The sequence below is a fragment of the Trichormus variabilis 0441 genome, assembly GCF_009856605.1.
Taxonomy (GTDB): Bacteria; Cyanobacteriota; Cyanobacteriia; order Cyanobacteriales; family Nostocaceae; genus Trichormus; species Trichormus variabilis.
In genome coordinates this window covers 3,971,681-3,988,369 of sequence record NZ_CP047242.1, presented here as the reverse complement: position 1 = coordinate 3,988,369, position 16,689 = coordinate 3,971,681, and the positions used below count along the sequence as shown (strand labels likewise).

The 16,689-nt window shown below is 42.9% G+C and carries 12 protein-coding genes; 3 read left to right on the top strand and 9 right to left on the bottom strand.

Annotation, left to right across the window (positions count from 1 at the left end; genetic code table 11):
* Positions 1 to 173: 173 nt before the first annotated feature.
* The 7 genes from GSQ19_RS16240 to GSQ19_RS16210 form a co-directional block, all read right to left on the bottom strand.
* Positions 174 to 695 carry a TniQ family protein gene (locus GSQ19_RS16240; protein WP_011318975.1) on the bottom strand — a complete coding sequence of 174 codons (522 nt, stop codon included), beginning with the start codon at positions 693 to 695 and terminating at the stop codon, positions 174 to 176.
* 1 nt (position 696) lies between these two features.
* Complete coding sequence (locus GSQ19_RS16235) at positions 697 to 1,524, bottom strand: TniB family NTP-binding protein (protein WP_011318974.1); 828 nt, start codon at positions 1,522 to 1,524, stop codon at positions 697 to 699.
* A 9-nt stretch (positions 1,525 to 1,533) separates the two neighbouring features.
* A complete protein-coding gene (locus tag GSQ19_RS16230) occupies positions 1,534 to 3,279 on the bottom strand; it encodes a Mu transposase C-terminal domain-containing protein (RefSeq protein WP_011318973.1) in 1,746 nt (581 codons plus the stop codon).
* 2 nt (positions 3,280 to 3,281) lie between these two features.
* Positions 3,282 to 3,956, bottom strand: a complete 675-nt coding sequence (locus GSQ19_RS16225) for a hypothetical protein (RefSeq protein WP_011318972.1) — start codon at positions 3,954 to 3,956, stop codon at positions 3,282 to 3,284.
* 307 nt (positions 3,957 to 4,263) lie between these two features.
* Positions 4,264 to 7,986 carry an nSTAND1 domain-containing NTPase gene (locus GSQ19_RS30025; protein WP_011318971.1) on the bottom strand — a complete coding sequence of 1,241 codons (3,723 nt, stop codon included), beginning with the start codon at positions 7,984 to 7,986 and terminating at the stop codon, positions 4,264 to 4,266.
* Positions 7,983 to 12,656 (bottom strand): caspase family protein, encoded by a 4,674-nt coding sequence (locus tag GSQ19_RS16215; RefSeq protein WP_011318970.1) that lies wholly within the window; start codon positions 12,654 to 12,656, stop codon positions 7,983 to 7,985. The genes GSQ19_RS30025 and GSQ19_RS16215 overlap by 4 nt, the downstream gene beginning before the upstream one ends.
* Before the next feature lie 104 nt (positions 12,657 to 12,760).
* The gene (locus tag GSQ19_RS16210) at positions 12,761 to 13,666 is read right to left on the bottom strand and encodes a hypothetical protein (protein WP_011318969.1); all 906 of its coding nucleotides are present in this window, start codon (positions 13,664 to 13,666) and stop codon (positions 12,761 to 12,763) included.
* Positions 13,667 to 13,899: 233 nt separating this feature from the next.
* Between GSQ19_RS16210 and GSQ19_RS16205 the strand changes: the two genes are divergently transcribed.
* Complete coding sequence (locus GSQ19_RS16205) at positions 13,900 to 14,970, top strand: IS630-like element ISAva6 family transposase (protein WP_011316335.1); 1,071 nt, start codon at positions 13,900 to 13,902, stop codon at positions 14,968 to 14,970.
* A gap of 6 nt (positions 14,971 to 14,976) precedes the next feature.
* On the opposite strand, the gene GSQ19_RS16200 is transcribed toward GSQ19_RS16205, so the two are convergent.
* Together GSQ19_RS16200 and GSQ19_RS16195 are read right to left on the bottom strand one after the other, a co-directional pair.
* Positions 14,977 to 15,222 (bottom strand): hypothetical protein, encoded by a 246-nt coding sequence (locus GSQ19_RS16200; protein ID WP_011318967.1) that lies wholly within the window; start codon positions 15,220 to 15,222, stop codon positions 14,977 to 14,979.
* 580 nt (positions 15,223 to 15,802) lie between these two features.
* A complete protein-coding gene (locus GSQ19_RS16195; RefSeq protein WP_153228494.1) occupies positions 15,803 to 16,135 on the bottom strand; it encodes a KGK domain-containing protein in 333 nt (110 codons plus the stop codon).
* A gap of 70 nt (positions 16,136 to 16,205) precedes the next feature.
* Here GSQ19_RS16195 and GSQ19_RS29750 point away from each other — a divergent pair, with 70 nt between their 5' ends.
* Both GSQ19_RS29750 and GSQ19_RS16190 read left to right on the top strand, forming a co-directional pair.
* Positions 16,206 to 16,358 (top strand): hypothetical protein, encoded by a 153-nt coding sequence (locus GSQ19_RS29750; protein ID WP_185478986.1) that lies wholly within the window; start codon positions 16,206 to 16,208, stop codon positions 16,356 to 16,358.
* Positions 16,351 to 16,569, top strand: coding sequence for a type II toxin-antitoxin system HicB family antitoxin (locus GSQ19_RS16190; protein WP_011318965.1), 219 nt, complete (start codon positions 16,351 to 16,353; stop codon positions 16,567 to 16,569). The genes GSQ19_RS29750 and GSQ19_RS16190 overlap by 8 nt, the downstream gene beginning before the upstream one ends.
* The last annotated feature ends 120 nt before the right edge of the window (positions 16,570 to 16,689 follow it).

Below are 16,689 nucleotides of genomic sequence, written 5' to 3'. Positions count from 1 at the left end.
TGATAGTCATAGATTTTAAGGTTATGACATTGCTGCTGCATCAATGCTTGGATTAGGCGATCGCATTCTAACTACTTTGGGCGTTGAAGTGACCTGTTGTAGAAATGGACTAAGCTGTGCGATCGCAATATTTCAAATAAGTTGACTTGTTATTGTAAAGCCAAAGTTTTTATTTAGTAATGCTTTTGATATTGTGCCATCTCTGCAAAAGGCGTAAAACATCTATTGCAAATTCCATCTACCCATAAGGCGGGGACTGGAAATGGCTTTTCGCAGACAGGGCATTTTGATAACAAGCGTAGCTGATGGCGATCGCATCCCACAGTCTTTTTAAACTGCCACTCGATTTTATGACAAGGTGACTCTGCGTAACAGGCTCCACACAATCGAATTGGACTGTGTTTCATGCTGACACCAAGTGGTGGCAACATCTGTCGCAATCTATCTACATCAACTTGTACTACAGATGCTAGTGCTTCTAACTCCTGATGAGTAGGAAAGGGATTAAAGTAAAACTTCTCCCAACGGGCTAACACAGCCCCAAGCCCTGCTACATCACCTAATCCACTAGGAGCAGAAAATTTATTTCCTTTCTCTCGTCTAAATCTACCTAAGAAGTGGCTGATGCTTTCCCCTTCTAGCGGCTCAACTCTGATTAACCAAAACTGCTTATTTTCATTTATACTTTCTCTCATTTTAAAATTTTGTTGCTGTAATAATTTCTTTTAAAACACCCTGGTCTACTTTTTTATAACCCCTCAGTAACGAACGAATAGCTGCTTTACGAAGAATCATATCCAGCCTACCAATTAATTTATTCGTTGACTGCTTCAAAAGTTTAAAGCTCTCTCCGCTTGCTAATTTTGATTCTTCGGGCAATCTAAGCACATCTCGTTCCCAAACTTGAATCATTTGCTTAAATTGATTTTCCTCTAATTTATCTATCTCAAACTTTTCTAAAAAACGGTTAACAACTTGTTCATCACGTTTTACTACTGCCAATAGCCGACTTGTAGTACCTACAAGTAGCACCGAAATTTTTAAACTATCTTCATCATAAATATGCCGTACATCTGAAAATGTTTCAATTTTTAAGTGATTTGCTTCATCAATAATTAGCATCTCCACTTGATGTATTTCAAGGCTATCTAGTGTTCGCTCTCTCAGATCAGCAATTGTTCCATTTGATGGTTTATTCAAGGCCTTGAGAATTTTAACGAAAAGCTCTCTTGAGCCACAGTTTTTGGAAATTTGAATATAAACCACAGGCTTTATACGTTGTTCTTGCCCTTGTCGTAAGTTATTATAGTTATTTCTAAAAGCTTTACAAGTAACTGTCTTTCCGGAGCGTGATTCTCCTACCAAGAGACCAGTCATCCTAGAAATAACTAACTCATACATCCAAGTGTGGCAACTTTTAACTTGGTTTAATTCTAAGTAAGGAGCGCGGCTTAAACGTTCAATGTGAGCTTGGATTTCTCGCGTGGGTTCCTGAATAAAGTCTAATGGTTTTGCATCCGTCATATTCTCTACCTAATCCTCTTCAAAAAATTCATCCATGTAACGAACCTCGTAATTAGGTAATTCCATATCTGGTTCGCTGTCAGTCTCGACTTCTTTAGGCTCAGGGACAGCAAATTTTTTAGCCACTGGCTCTACAGGATTAACTTGCTCACTTGCTGCTTGTCTGCGTTGTTTGCGGTTTTGTTTAACTGTTTGCTCTACAAAAGCTTGACGGTCAAGCATTGCCTCTAAAATCGAGTCATTATTAATTTCTTCGCTTGCTTCTTTTAACCGCTTATTAATTGCCTTGAGTTCTCTTAAAGATAGGTGTTCTGTTTCTAAACTTTGAGCATGGGCATAATCGAGAAATTCTTCTGTGCCGTCTGCATTAATTTCGTATACAAGAAGCGTAGTTACATCGGCAGGGTCATATCTTAGTGCTACAGTTTCTCCATCTCGACCTCTCAAATGGTCTGCCCGATAGGTCAAATTTTCAAATTGAATACAGCCATACTTTTGAACTTTGCGCCGTTCTTGTTTCATTAAACAAATAGCTAAGTCCAATTCATTATAAAGATATGGTTCTACCATCGATCCAGCTTCCCAACGCCCAATTCGAGATTGGTCTTTCATCCTGGCATCCGTGTGCTGGTTGTACTCATCAACGATGTAGCGTACTAATACCATCTCTAAATTCTTGAGAGTGAGACAAGCATTTTTATCAACATTTTCTGGGCGTTGTTGAACATTTGAGCCTGTATATCCGGGGAGAGTATTTAATACTTGCTCGTTAAGTGTTTTGAAGAAGCGTTCAACAATTCCACCATCAGATGGTCGTCTTCTCAAAGCGCAAGAAAAACCTATTTGCACTGCAACCTGTTCTGTTGTGTGGATAGAAGTAAAATCTTTACCACCATCAGTGTAGAAGTAGTTAGGCTTGCCATAAGCTACCCATTCGTGACGCAATGTGTACTCAGAACTATAGGACTTGGGCAAAATCGCATGATGCAAAGCTAGGGCATCAATTTGAGAACTAGGGTGATCAAATCCCAAATAAAAACCCATTACACAACGAGAGTAGGAGTCAATCACAATAGTTAACCAAGGACGGTCTAAAACTCCATACTCATCTACCAACATTACATCTAAGCGAGTATGGTCACATTGCCAGACATCATTACTGCCCTCAACTTCCAACTCTCGACCATCACGGGTCATGTGGGTGAGTTTCTCTCCTGAATAACCAGGACTACGTGCATTATCTTTTCTTTCTTTTCCCTCAATGTGTTTATCTAAAATTCTATAAATTGACTGGTGACTAGGATACTCACCTTTTTTAAGACCTTTTTCCTTGGCTTCACCTTTAACCTTTAAAAACACCTGATGGCGGGTCATTTGTTTACCCTTCTTGTTACCATTGGTGTAAGTATTAATTATAAAATCTACCCATTCTTGTTCAAGGCGGTATTTTCCTTTATCTGCGCGTGTCGTTGCTAGCCCAACTAACCCTTCTTCCCGCCATTTTTTCAGCAATCGCTCTACCTGACGAATTGTTACGCCCAATTTTTCGGCAGCTTCTTTCTTTTTCTCGCTGTATGTTTTGCGATCGCAAGGTTCAGTTAAGCTTTGAATTACCTCCATCCTCAGCTTTACGTCGTCGGTAATTAACTTTTCTGACGGCAGTTTAGAAGAGGTTTTCGTAGAATTTTGGTGCTTTTGTAATTCAACAGCACCATCGTCGTTTGCAGGATAAGAATCTTGTAATTGTTGGTACATTGTTAAGTTAACAATGTGTGGATAAAGTTTTCTTCAATCATCTTAGACGCAGAACCTAAGCCTGATTCCCACCGTTCTTGACGTGTTTGATGCGAGGAATCATTATGAATTTGTTGATTAAAATTGTCAACGAAGTAAAGCACTAATATTTTTTCTAAAACTCCCAAAGTCAGGAAAGAATTATTGTCAGTAGATATTTGATTTGATAGTGCATCTGAACTTAGGTATCTATTTATCTCAGAAAATAATTTTTCAGTAAAAGAATCATTCAATCTTGAGCCAGACTTGGGAGAATATATACTAATTCCTAGTTGAGACAATTTATCTTGTAATAAATAGGAATTTGTAAGACTGCTATTATTGAGTTGTAAGCCTGCCGGGATGCCGTAGGTTATCCACTCATGACGTAAGTTATATTCTGAATCGTAACTTTTCGGTAAAATTGCGTGACGCAAGGCTTGAGTTATCGCTTGATGATTTGGTGATTTTAAACTCAAAAATAAACCCATACAGCATTGAGAATAAATATCTATAGCTGTAGTTAAATAGGGTCTTCCAATCAATGAACCATTTGTGTCAGCAATATTTATATCCAATAAAGCAAAGTCAATGAACCAACACGAGTTGCTATAGTCTGCAAATGAATAATCGTTTCGTTGCTGAAGTTGGGAAACCATAATTTTTCACCAAAAATCGATTTTGCAGTTTGGGCTAATTAGGTAAAGCATCAAATATCTTCTGAGCTTGGAGATTATGGTCAGAGGATTGACTCAATTTATCTTGTGAATTACATTGTACGAATATCGTTACACTAACATATAGTGTGCAAAACTAAACTTATCGTGTGTAAAGTTATTTATCAATGACCTCTCAAAATACTTTGAGATGTTACAACCAGATGAAGATTGATTACGATTAAAAAACTATGACGTTTTCCAATTCAGGGGGAGAGAAGTCTGGAGTTAGATTGCTCACTATTTACTTCTAACGTCTGCTCCACTTATGAGCTTCTGTTTCCGGGTCTAACTTTAGGCTGGGATCGTACTCGATTGCTTGCTGGAATTTAGTGATTGCAAGCTCTACCTTGCCCTGAAAAGCTAAATCATAAGCTTGTCGCTGCAAAATTTTTGCTATTTCTGCACTACTCCAAGCATATTTTGCACAGACAGCGCAAGATCCTTCCATAATATTGTTCTCAGGGTTGTGAGAGATGAGGTAGTAAGCTAATCGGTCACAGCAGACCTTCAGCCATGATTGCCAGCTACCACGCCACAACTTGAGTTTGTTGTCAGCACTGCCACTGACAATGCGCTGACCGTCCGGGGAAAACGCCACTGATATGACCGCAGCTTTATGCCCCATCAAGGGTTGACCAATCGGCTGACCATTCACATCCCACAACCTGAGTGTGTTATCCCAACTGCCACTGACAATACGCTGGCCATCGGGGGAAAACGCCACTGAATAGACCCCAGATTCATGCCCGATTAAGGGTTGACCAATCGACTGACCATTCACATCCCACAACCTGAGTGTGTTGTCCCAACTGCCACTGACAATGCGCTGACCGTCTGGGGAAAACGCCACTGAATAGACCCCAGATTCATGCCCGATTAAGGGTTGACCAATCGACTGACCATTCACATCCCACAACCTGAGTGTGTTGTCCCCACTGCCACTGACAATGCGCTGACCGTCTGGGGAAAACGCCACTGAATAGACCCCAGATTCATGCCCAATCAAGGGTTGACCAATCGGCTGACCATTCACATCCCACAACCTGAGTGTGTTGTCCCAACTGCCACTGACAATGCACTGACCGTCCGGGGAAAACGCCACTGAATTGACCGCTCCTTCATGCCCAATCAAGGGTTGACCAATCGGCTGACCATTCACATTCCACAACCTGAGTGTGTTGTCCCAACTGCCACTGACAATGCGCTGACCGTCCGGGGAAAACGCCACTGATTTGACCTCTCCTTCATGCCCAATCAAGGGTTGACCAATCGGCTGACCATTCACATTCCACAACCTGAGTGTCTTGTCCCCACTGCCACTGACAATGCGCTGACCGTCCGGGGAAAACGCCACTGATTTGACCGCTCCTTCATGCCCAATCAAGGGTTGACCAATCGGCTGACCATTCACATCCCACAACCTGAGTGTCTTGTCCCCACTGCCACTGACAATGCGCTGACCGTCCGGGGAAAACGCCACTGAATTGACCCCAGATTCATGCCCTTGGATAATATTAGGTAAATTGACAATAGCCATAGCTTGCAGCAGGTTATTCTGCACTACTGTCAATATATTTGCTGGCAGTTGTTTCAAATTTTCTTCTATTGCCTGAATAGCTGACTCCACGCCATCCTGTGGTTGAATTTGTAATAACTCAAGTATCCTTATAGCTTGCTCTCGTAGTTGAGATTCAGTTAGTGCCTGGTTTAATGCCTGAATTTGTTCATCTTTTTCTCGTTCTAATCGCTGTTGTTCTGTTTTGCTAGCTTCAATAAATTTTTTGCTCAGGGGAACTAGTCGCCCCAATCTGAAGTATTTCTGCTCATACTCTTGTGCTTCTGCCAACCTTGCACCTAACCACAAATAAGCACTATCTTGTTGGTGATCCTGCCAATCTTTAGCGGCAGTCTGCAATTTTCTCTCCGTTCTTAAAGCATCACGGTTTTCATCAAGCCACAACCGCAGACTTGTCCAGTGACGAATTAGTGCTTCATGGGCTACATCTATTACCACCTCAACGGGTTGGGATGTCGTATCTCCCATTTTCTCGGTTCGTACTACTGTGGTTACATTTAGCACAATATTGTTCGTGACCACTAATCGAGCATCTGCCAGCTTGCAAATTACCTGATCTAACAATTCCTCTGGATGCTGGTCATTAATCAACTCACTTTTAAGAACTCGTCTACGGGTATCCTCAGTACCCTCTCCTAACTGCGTTAACTCTAAAAAGATTCGTTTGGCAACTGCTTGTTCTTTCTCGGAAAGGGTATTGTAAACTTTATCTGCCTGTTTTTCTAAAGCGCCTTTGACTTCACCAATTTGAACATAGTTTGTCAGTGTTAATGTCTTACCTGCTGTCGTCCCACGCTGCTGCCAGTCTTGATGCCAAAGTTCCCACAGTTCTGTCAGGGCATACTGTAGTAGTGGCAAACTAGCAGGAGAACCCTGGACATCGGCAATCATTTTCCTTACCAGTGCTTCCTCAACACTTAGTCCCACCAGTTCAGCAGGTTTGATAATGGCATCTCGCAACTCCTCTTGGTTCAGAGGTGTTACTGTTGCAATATGATTTTTGATATTTTCGGCAAGTCCGGCATAATCTTGTTCTAGGCATTTGCCCAAGAAATCTGCCCGCATGGTGATCACAACTCGTAAGGCAGCAGTATTGTTTTCAGTTTCATTAGGCGAAGTCAGCACATCCATGAGACAAGCAAAAAACTTCTGTCTTTCTTGGCTGTCGTTGCAGAGTGTAAATACCTCCTCGAACTGGTCAATAACCAATACCACTGGGTTTGGCTGGTAATCAGCAACTAACTTTGCTAAGGCTTTTGCTCCCTCCTCCTGTAACTCACGGCTATAAGTTTGGCAAAGGCGAGATTTACGCCCATCTGGTTCATTGGGATTAATAAACGCTGCTGCAAGACTTGCTAAAGGATCATTTCCTGGGGTAATTACTGGCAGAATATGCCAATTGGCTGTGTCTCGTCGCTCCCCTTGCTGAATTGCATTTAGCAGGCCTGCCCTTACAACTGAAGATTTGCCGCTACCAGATGCTCCTAATACTGCCAGAAAATTCTGCTGCCAGAGTTTCTCTAAAAGTTCATCTGTTAATGCTGTTCGTCCATAAAAAAACTGAATGTCTTCTGGTTTAAAGTCAAAGGCGGCTAAACCCCGATAGGGATTTTTGTTCGGTTGCAAAGAATTATCAGTATTTTGGGTTACAGTTGTTTTACTTTTAACCAACGTGATGGGCAAGCCAGAATTATAAAATACCGGACGTTGCTTTTCTTGCTTTAAGTTCTGATTGATAAAATCTATTAGTCTGTAATTATCTACTAATCCGTCTTGTTGTCTTTGCGGCTCAAGCCCTTTGAGTAATACCTTCGTCAGTACACTGTAGTCACTGTTGGGATCTGTCCAGGATTCTTCAAATTCTCTACTAGCTGCAATAAAACAGCGATCGCGTGCTTTTCCTTTATCACCTGGATTTGCTTCATCAAAGTTCAACAATTCGCCACTGTAACAACAGTCTAACCAAATTACCTGCTGGCGAATTGGGCTTTCTTCCAACACCCGCCGTAACCACTGTAAGGATAATCCCCATTTATCATCATCTGGGTTGGTGTCGCTAGTTGCCAAAAATCCTTCTTTAATGCGTCCTGTACTGCGAATACCATGTCCAGAGAAATAAAACAGGGCTGTGTCTGGATAATTATTGCCTTCAGGGAGAAATAGTCGTTCTAATGCAGTTTTTAAGTCCCTCAAGATAACTTCTTGATTCTGAGCTACACGAGGGGCATTATTTTCAAATGGGTCAAGGTATTCTGGAAGCCGCCAAACTCGGAAATAATCTCCTTCACTTAGTCGTTGAGCAATACCTTCCGCGTCCTTGGCAGGCGATCGCAAGCGGGGCAATTGGGGAAAATTATAAGTATTAATGCCAACAACTAAAGCATCTCGACTCATAAATTATCAATCGCTCCCATTAGTTTTAATGCTACGCGCTGTGCTGACGTTAGCCCTGTTACACCTGTAATATTCAGCCCTGCACAAAGTTTATAGCTGATTACCCGCAGACAATCACCAGTAGCTGCATCCCAAATACGGATGGTTTCATCATAACTGCCACTGACAATGCGCTCACCGTCGGGGGAAAACGCCACTGATCTGACCAAATCTTCATGCCCCCGGAAGGGTTGACCAATGGGCTGACCATTCACATCCCACAACCTGAGTGTCTTGTCATCACTGCCACTGACAATACGCCCACCGTCGGGGGAAAACGCCACTGATCTGACCCAATCTTCATGCCCCCGGAAGGGTTGACCAATGGACTGACCATTCACATCCCACAACCGTATTGTGTTGTCCCAACTGCCACTGACAATGCGCCCACCATCCGGGGAAAACGCCACTGAATAGACCACATTTTCATGACCCCGGAAGGGTCGACCAATGGGCTGACCATTCACATCCCACAACCGTATTGTGTTGTCCCAACTGCCACTGACAATGCGCCCACCGTCGGGGGAAAACGCCACTGAATAGACCAAATTTTCATGCCCCCGGAAGGGTTGACCAATGGGCTGACCATTCACATCCCACAACCGGATTGTGTTGTCATTACTGCCACTGACAATGCGCCCACCGTCGGGGGAAAACGCCACTGAATAGACCCTTCCTTCATGCCCCCGGAAGGGTTGACCAATGGGCTGACCATTCACATCCCACAACCGGATTGTGTTGTCATTACTGCCACTGACAATGCGCCCACCGTCGGGGGAAAACGCTACTGAATTGACCAAATTTTCATGCCCCCGGAAGGGTTGACCAATGGACTGACCATTCGCCTCCCACAACCGTACTGTGTTGTCATAACTGCCACTGACAATGCGCCCACCGTCGGGGGAAAACGCCACTGATAAGACCATATCTTCATGCCCCCGGAAGGGTTGACCAATGGGCTGACCATTCATATCCCACAACCGTATTGTCTTGTCATAACTGCCACTGACAATGCGCCCACCGTCGGGGGAAAACGCCACTGAATAGACCATATCTTCATGCCCCCGGAAGGGTTGACCAATGGGCTGACCATTCATATCCCACAACCGGATTGTGTTGTCATTACTGCCACTGACAATGCGCCCACCGTCGGGGGAAAACGCCACTGAATTGACCCCTCCTTCATGCCCCCGGAAGGGTTGACCAATGGGCTGACCATTCACATCCCACAACCGTACTGTGTTGTCATAACTGCCACTGACAATGCGCCCACCGTCGGGGGAAAACGCTACTGAATTGACCCCTCCTTCATGCCCCCGGAAGGGTTGACCAATGGGCTGACCATTCACATCCCACAACCGGATTGTGTTGTCATTACTGCCACTGACAATGCGCCCACCGTCGGGGGAAAACGCTACTGAATTGACCCCTCCTTCATGCCCCCGGAAGGGTTGACCAATGGGCTGACCATTCACATCCCACAACCGGATTGTGTTGTCATTACTGCCACTGACAATGCGCCCACCGTCGGGGGAAAACGCTACTGAATTGACCCCTCCTTCATGCCCCCGGAAGGGTTGACCAATGGGCTGACCATTCACATCCCACAACCGGATTGTGTTGTCATTACTGCCACTGACAATGCGCCCACCGTCGGGGGAAAACGCCACTGATTTGACCCCATTTTCATGTCCTTGAAGAAACAACAAAACCCTGCCAGAAAATGTTTCCCAGACCTGTATAGTACCCTTACTATCTCCAATCACCAATTTTTTGCCATCTGGACTAAATGCCACTGAATAGACCACTCCCAGAACTGGTGCAAAAACAGAGTTTGTGAGATTCGTTCCCATCAAATTTACCCACCGGAAGCTGGCATTTGCAAAGTTTACATCCGGAATTACAGTATTACTGAGATCACAATTTTCCAGGCTGTAAGGATTTCTTTCTATTAGTAATTTCACTAAGTTGCCGCCTATATAACCCACCTGAGCCTGAGTTTTACCACGGGTTGCTTGAATCAGCCTCAATAAAATTTGTTGAAAAACCTGCTCATCTAACATTGGCACAGCTAAATCCAGCAAAGCTTTTGCCAAAGGCGACGTACCCAAATAATTACATAACCTCTCTAAAGATGCGTTGGTAAATGACTTTATGGGTGCTATGGGTAGCAGTTGTCCATCTTCTTGGCACTGTCGCTGAAAGTATTCTGACCAAGTGTAATCTCTTGCTGGAACAGTTTTGTCTAAACAAGACTGTGCTTGAGCCAGTTCTGTGAAGTCGGGGGCTAAAACACCTAACTCTGCCACCAGCTTATAGGCGGCAAAAAACTCTAATAATGAACGATGGGCTGGGCTGTAGTCACCTTCCGCATTACGAATCAGCATTGTCTGCCCCATCATGTCATAATGCCAGTGGTCTAAATCCTTTTCTTCCTCGACTACAGAACCAAATAAACGCCGAATCTGGTCTGGAAATTCTTTGTAGTTCATGCTCATCTGGTCTTGTGAGAGCATTTCCCACGACAGTTCACACAAAAAATAGAGTTTATCTGCTAATGAGGTAAAGGTACGCTCGGCTTTGATATCCCTTTCCATCTTGTGGCGCACAGCATATAAATATACCCGTGATATATCAACTGGCTTACCCGCCTCAATTTCTGGCAAAGCTTCTATAATCAGTTCTGTCATTACGGGACGACGTGCCAAATCCCGCAGTGTCGAATTATTCATTACCTGTTCCACAGTCTCTGCTTCAGCACGAAACCCAAATACCTGCCGAATTTGCTCGTCATCAAATTTTTCTAATTCCAGCACTTCAAAGCGCGGTGTTTCTAGAGGCAAGTTAATAGTAGAAGCTTGCAACTCGGCACTTAGCAAAGCTCTGCCTTCTTTTGCTTCGGGGAAATGTTCAGTTCGACAAGTCAGAATTACCTTTGCTCCTGGTACTACTACTTTGGCTAGTTCCCAGAAGTTGTTGATCATCTCTTGGCGATTTACCCTAGCTGCCATTTCATCAAAGCCATCGAAAATCAACAGCACTTTACCCATGCGGTTGAGTTGTTCAAAAGCAGAATAACCAGGCAGAGGGATTTCATGCTTACGAAAAAAAAACTCCGAAAACAGTGATTCTACACTCACTGCTTTGGCATAATCCCGTAAAGGAATCACTAACGGCAGACGTGGACGTTCTACACCCCGGCGTTGAGCATCACGATAGCGTTGCAGGGTAGTCCAGGCATAATGCAACCCAAACCAAGTTTTACCAGTACCAAATTCACCCAGAATGGAAAGGTGTTCTTTAGCAGGATCATCAAGCCAGCGATCAACATAACCATCAATCCAACCATCAGCTTGGGCGTAACGGCTCATCCCCATTTTCTGCTTTGAGATGGGATCAAATTCCTCTTTGGTACAAGCTAGGGGTACATAGGTGCGGTCAATTCCCCGTTGCTTAATTTCATCTTCCAACCAGTTGAGATAGCAACTAAAATCTGCATCTCGATCCAGCAACTCATCAAGGGTGTAGCAGAACAAATCCTGGTTTTCTTGCTTGCTCACCTCATCTTTAGCAGCCCGACTGACACGGCGGTTTGTAATGAGCCAACCTATATCGGTTCTTTGAGCATTGACTGACTGTCGCAAGGCGGCAACATCTTTCATTTCGGCTTCTCCAGTGATGCCGCGTACCAAAATTCGGTTATACCGCTTGCGTCCTACAGGATTAATTACATTAATAATCCACTCAAAATAAGTTTCATTGTTAATTTCATACTGTTCAAAGTCATAACGTAAGGCAGTAAACCAAGCTCGTAACTGTTCTGCTAATTTAGCCGTTTGGTTTGGTTGATTGGCAGTTGGTGTAACAGGTTGAACAGCTTGTTTTTTTGTTGTTTCTGCTCTGAAAATAATATTAATACACCCCAGGTTATTAGAAATGAATTTTTGGGGTGCTGTTTTTAATTCTTCTCGCAAGAATGCCACTAATGTTTCGTTCGTCACCCATTGGTTAGATACATCAGCCAAATCAAATCCGCGCAAAATTGCGCTTGTCAGTAGGCTACTGGCTCCACCAACATTTTCATAGGCTGGCTCAAATTCTCTGGAAGCAGCAATAAAACAGCGATCGCGTGTATTGCCGCGATCGCCTGGGTCAGCTTCTGTAAAATTGAGTAGTTCACCACTGTAACAACAGTCCAACCAGATAATCTGCTGTCTTACTGGGCTTTCTTGCAATAATTCCCGCAGCCACTTTAATCGCAGTCCCCAGTTGCCCACATCAGGATTTGTATCACTGGTTGCCAGATATCCTTCCTTAATGCGTCCCTCTTTACGAAGACCATGCCCAGAGAAATAAAACAGCGCGGTATCTGGGATGCTCCTGCCTTCAGGATAAAATAATTCTTCTAAAGCCTTTTCTAAGTCTGCCAGCTTGAGTTCTTGATTTGCTGCTACCCGTGGTGCATGATCTTCAAACGGATCTAAGAATTGTGGCGATCGCTTGACATGAAAATTTCCAGCTTCACTAAGTCGCTTGGCGATCGCTTCTGCATCCTTAGCAGGCGATTTTAAACCTGACAAGCCTGCAAAACTATACTTATTAATGCCAACAACTAAAGCATCTCTACTCATTAATATGGGACTTTTTGGTGAAATTGGGAAAATTTATCAAAATTTTAGCGAGTGTTTAATTTTACTGAGATTTTTTAGAGACATTGCCCATAATACAGTCACTTTCACTGTAGAGGCTTAAATATTGGTCTGTCGTCATCAGAACCTCGCCATAAATAATTTGTCAATTGCTTACCTAACTCTCGCTCTTGCTTAGGATTAATAGGTATTGGCCAACGAAGGGATTTATAAAGTTCTAAGCGGTACAAATCAAAAGCGGACTCCAACAAGCTACAGTAGACTCCTGCTGCATCAACAGCCCAGTTATAAGCAAATGCCATCCCCAGCAACCCAGCAAGAACAGCCCACCAAGCCCAAACAGCCCATACGATAAACAGCAAACTCCAGAGCCAAAAACGGGCTGCTGTGTTCAAACTTGACCGTGCTTCCTGTAATTCTTTCTTTACCCCATCTGGTAATATTAGCCAGAGGCGAGACCAGCAAATTACAGCATCCAAGCCATACTTATCATAAGGACGGCTTTCAGCCGCTCTAAGAATGTTGCCTAACTTTGTAGGCATGAATCTATTAATTTGAGATGGAAACTGCATAAGTTGTCCATCTAACATCACATATTCCTCCAATTCCTCATTAGTTATATCTTTTTCATCAGCCAGAGTTTGCCAACGCTTATCTTTTCGTTTAAAATCTTGCTCTTGTTGCTGTATCATCCAGCGTCGAAAAGGTTGCAACCACCGAGACCAATAGCCTTCTAAAAATCTTAAAACAGATAAATCAAACCTTTGAACCACAAAAGCTGAGACAGCAATCACCAGCAAACCAGTTACCGTAACAGCAATTAGCAAAGATTCTGGTTGCTGCTTGAGCCAATCTTCCAAAGGTTTTCGACCAAAACGCCAGACCCAAGCTAATAGTCCCCCCATCCAAAAGACAAAGGCTGGTGTCAGTATGTTTGCAGCCCAGTTTTCTGCAAGTTTTCCACCCAGACTTTCCAAAAATTTGGTTGGCATATTTTTATTACTGATCAGCAGGTATTAGCAGGACACCATGAGTAGGACAGGTTGGGATTGTCGCTCCAACAACCCGACGATACCAAACGTAGTCCCCTTGAGGACATATATACTTTTGAGCAGATAATGCTTGGCCTTGACCTGGAAGTGGCTGAAAACCTTTTGATACCTGCTGCTTATACTGAATAGGGAAAGGTAGTATCATTTGAAGCAGAGGGAAAAAGGCTAGAAAAATGGTACGTCCCAGGATAAAACTAACAGAGCATCTATCAACAGAAGAAATAGAACAAAGTTATCGCCGATGTGAAGATGCACAAGAGAAAACCCGATGGTTAGTGATTAAATTGCTCAATCAACAACCACAGTTGTCAGCGCAAAAGGTAGCAGAGATTGTGGGATTCTCAGGGGACTGGGTGAGAAAAATCGTGCGGCGATACAACAAGCTAGGAGCAAACGGAATCATCAATCAACAGAAACTGAAACCAGGAGGAAAAAAACTTGCACTCACAAACGAGCAACAACAGTGGTTGCGCCAAAGGTTAGCTTCACCACCAGAAGATGGGGGGTTATGGAGTGCGCCAAAAGTAGGGGAATTGATCCGAGTACAGTTTGGAATTACACTCCATGTCACTACAGCTTGGGATTACCTCAAAAGGCTAGGATTTAGTCTGCAACAACCACGACCTCTGCATACTGAGGCGGCAACTTTTGTTCAAAGACAGATGTTTAAAACTGAGTTAACGGAGTTTGTGCGATTGTTACGTTTCCTCCATCCGCACAAATCAGTTGAAGTTTGGGCAGAAGATGAAGCTCGATTAGGCCTCAAACCCATCGTCCGTCGAGTTTGGACACCAGTAGGTCATCGTCCCAATGCTGTGCATCGCACTCGTTACCAATGGCTTTATACTTATGGATTTGTCCATCCAGCTACTGGCGAGAGTTTTTTCTTGATTTTACCCAGAGTCAACATTGCTGTCATGCAAATGGCTTTAGATGCTTTTGCCGCTGAAGTCAATCCTCATCATCACAAAATCATTGTTTTGCTTGTTGATCAAGCTGGTTGGCATACCAGTAAACAATTAATGTTGCCAGCTGGTATCATTCTGTTTCCTCTGCCTGCTTATACACCTCAACTCCAACCGACTGAGTGTGTTTGGTCGCTTCTACGTGAAGCTGTTGCTAATCAGATGTTTTCTACTCTCGATGAACTAGAAACTGTGTTAATTTCTCGTTGTCAATGGTTAATGTCTCACCCTCAAATTGTTCATGGCAAGGTTGGGTTTGATTGGATTTGCCAAATTTGACCTCAGTTATTCAATTAATACTTCCTTTCCCAATTTAGTATTACTAAGAAACTCCGCTATCCAATTGCGAGTATCTGGGTGACTTTTGAGTATTTCTAAAATCTGCTGCTCGACTTGCTGTCCAGCCATAGCTTTTGCTAAAAGTTCAGCCAATTGCTTGTCTACTTGAACCGCATCATTTCCTAAAAGTTCTGGAAGGAAAGGACGAATCGAACGGCCACCCTCTAGAATGTCTTCAGGTTGAAACGCCACAACTGAAACCTCGTTATGTAAGATTAGTAGCTAATTTTTTTAGTTATACACTGAAATAGGATAAGACAGTTAATTTTCCAGCACTGATGCAGCCATACTGCCATTAATCAGGTTTTATCTTTTAGAGTAAGTAAATATATTGCCACTCTCAGGAATGCGACATCTAATTCGTGAAGCCGTTTAACGTTAGGTTGTCTGGCTGAAGAAAATAAACGACTCTTAAATTGTGAAATTATCGGGTTTGCGACCTCAATTTGTGAAAACCATGAAAAATCTCTAGTCACTTTTATACAATCATATAAATCTATAAAATCCTTACGGGGAAAGGGTTTTATGCTTTAAAGCTTGCGACATTAATTTGTTAAATAGCGACATCTAATATGTGAATGTACAGCTTGTAATAATTTATACATATTGCTTCCTTTATTTTTCTGTGTTAGTGGCAAGCAAAAACACTATTTTTACCACAAGTAGACATACCCCCATATCTTCAAAACAATGCCATATTTAAAGGCATTAAATAAGCGATTCCGAATGGCGTTTTAAATGGCATATTTTAGAAGGGTACGGGGTATGGCATTTAGCTCTTATCAAGTAATTCCGTGCGTAAGTCGTCTAAAGGAGATTCAGCCAAATCCTTAGCGCTGTCATTTTCTAAGTCATCCGGTACAAACTCTAGAGATATCCAAACTTTCCCAGATTGCCACTCAGGTGTATTTTCCCTTATAACTTCACACGGCAATCCTTCAAACACCCAGGAAATTGCTGCTTCTGAACCTATATCTCTTGTTATTTTGTCGCGTAAATAGCAATGAATTTCGTTAGCCTTAAATGTTGATGCGCTTATAGGGCTTTTATCCTTCTGTGTTGAAATAACGTCCTTATCTCCCAATAAAATTCTTTTTCTTTTCATTTCGATATCCTGCAAACACTTGTCATTGCATAGTGTTCCCACGTATTAGCGCTAAATAGCAGCAAGCCGAATGATTTGCGGGTTAAATCCCTTATATGCTGGAAAGCTAACTGTTTCAGGGAAAGATAGTTCGGACGCTAAACCCTACCAAGAAAAAGATGTACAACAAGCTATAAAAGAGGTAGAGGAGAAACAACAGCAGGAGAATCAGGAAGATGAGTAAATTTAAGTATCCAATGTTAATTCAATGGTCTGTTGAAGATAACTGCTTCTTAGTTGGATTTCCTGATTTTCCCGGACAGCATTGGCGCACTCATGGCGATACTTATGAGGAAACTGTAGCGAACGGTATTGAAGCGTTAGAATCCCTAATTATGGCTTACGAAGCCACAAATGAACCACTTCCCCAGCCAACAGTTTATCAAGTTGCGTAATTGAGCTTGTTACTATATTTATTTTGTCAGTCCCATCTCAAAATTTTGTGGTTGATTGGCTCTTTGGGTTGATTACTTTGTCCAGATGTTACATACTCGATTGTGAGATTGATGGTAGTT

What these genes read in the sequence shown, in the direction of transcription:
- GSQ19_RS16240 (WP_011318975.1), bottom strand. Translation starts at nt 695, where the DNA reads ATGAGAGAAAGTATAAATGAAAATAAGCAGTTTTGGTTAATCAGAGTT.
- GSQ19_RS16235 (WP_011318974.1), bottom strand. Translation starts at nt 1,524, where the DNA reads ATGACGGATGCAAAACCATTAGACTTTATTCAGGAACCCACGCGAGAA.
- GSQ19_RS16230 (WP_011318973.1), bottom strand. Translation starts at nt 3,279, where the DNA reads ATGTACCAACAATTACAAGATTCTTATCCTGCAAACGACGATGGTGCT.
- GSQ19_RS16225 (WP_011318972.1), bottom strand. Translation starts at nt 3,956, where the DNA reads ATGGTTTCCCAACTTCAGCAACGAAACGATTATTCATTTGCAGACTAT.
- GSQ19_RS30025 (WP_011318971.1), bottom strand. Translation starts at nt 7,986, where the DNA reads ATGAGTCGAGATGCTTTAGTTGTTGGCATTAATACTTATAATTTTCCC.
- GSQ19_RS16215 (WP_011318970.1), bottom strand. Translation starts at nt 12,656, where the DNA reads ATGAGTAGAGATGCTTTAGTTGTTGGCATTAATAAGTATAGTTTTGCA.
- GSQ19_RS16210 (WP_011318969.1), bottom strand. Translation starts at nt 13,666, where the DNA reads ATGCCAACCAAATTTTTGGAAAGTCTGGGTGGAAAACTTGCAGAAAAC.
- GSQ19_RS16205 (WP_011316335.1), top strand. Translation starts at nt 13,900, where the DNA reads ATGGTACGTCCCAGGATAAAACTAACAGAGCATCTATCAACAGAAGAA.
- GSQ19_RS16195 (WP_153228494.1), bottom strand. Translation starts at nt 16,135, where the DNA reads ATGAAAAGAAAAAGAATTTTATTGGGAGATAAGGACGTTATTTCAACA.
- GSQ19_RS29750 (WP_185478986.1), top strand. Translation starts at nt 16,206, where the DNA reads ATGATTTGCGGGTTAAATCCCTTATATGCTGGAAAGCTAACTGTTTCA.
- GSQ19_RS16190 (WP_011318965.1), top strand. Translation starts at nt 16,351, where the DNA reads ATGAGTAAATTTAAGTATCCAATGTTAATTCAATGGTCTGTTGAAGAT.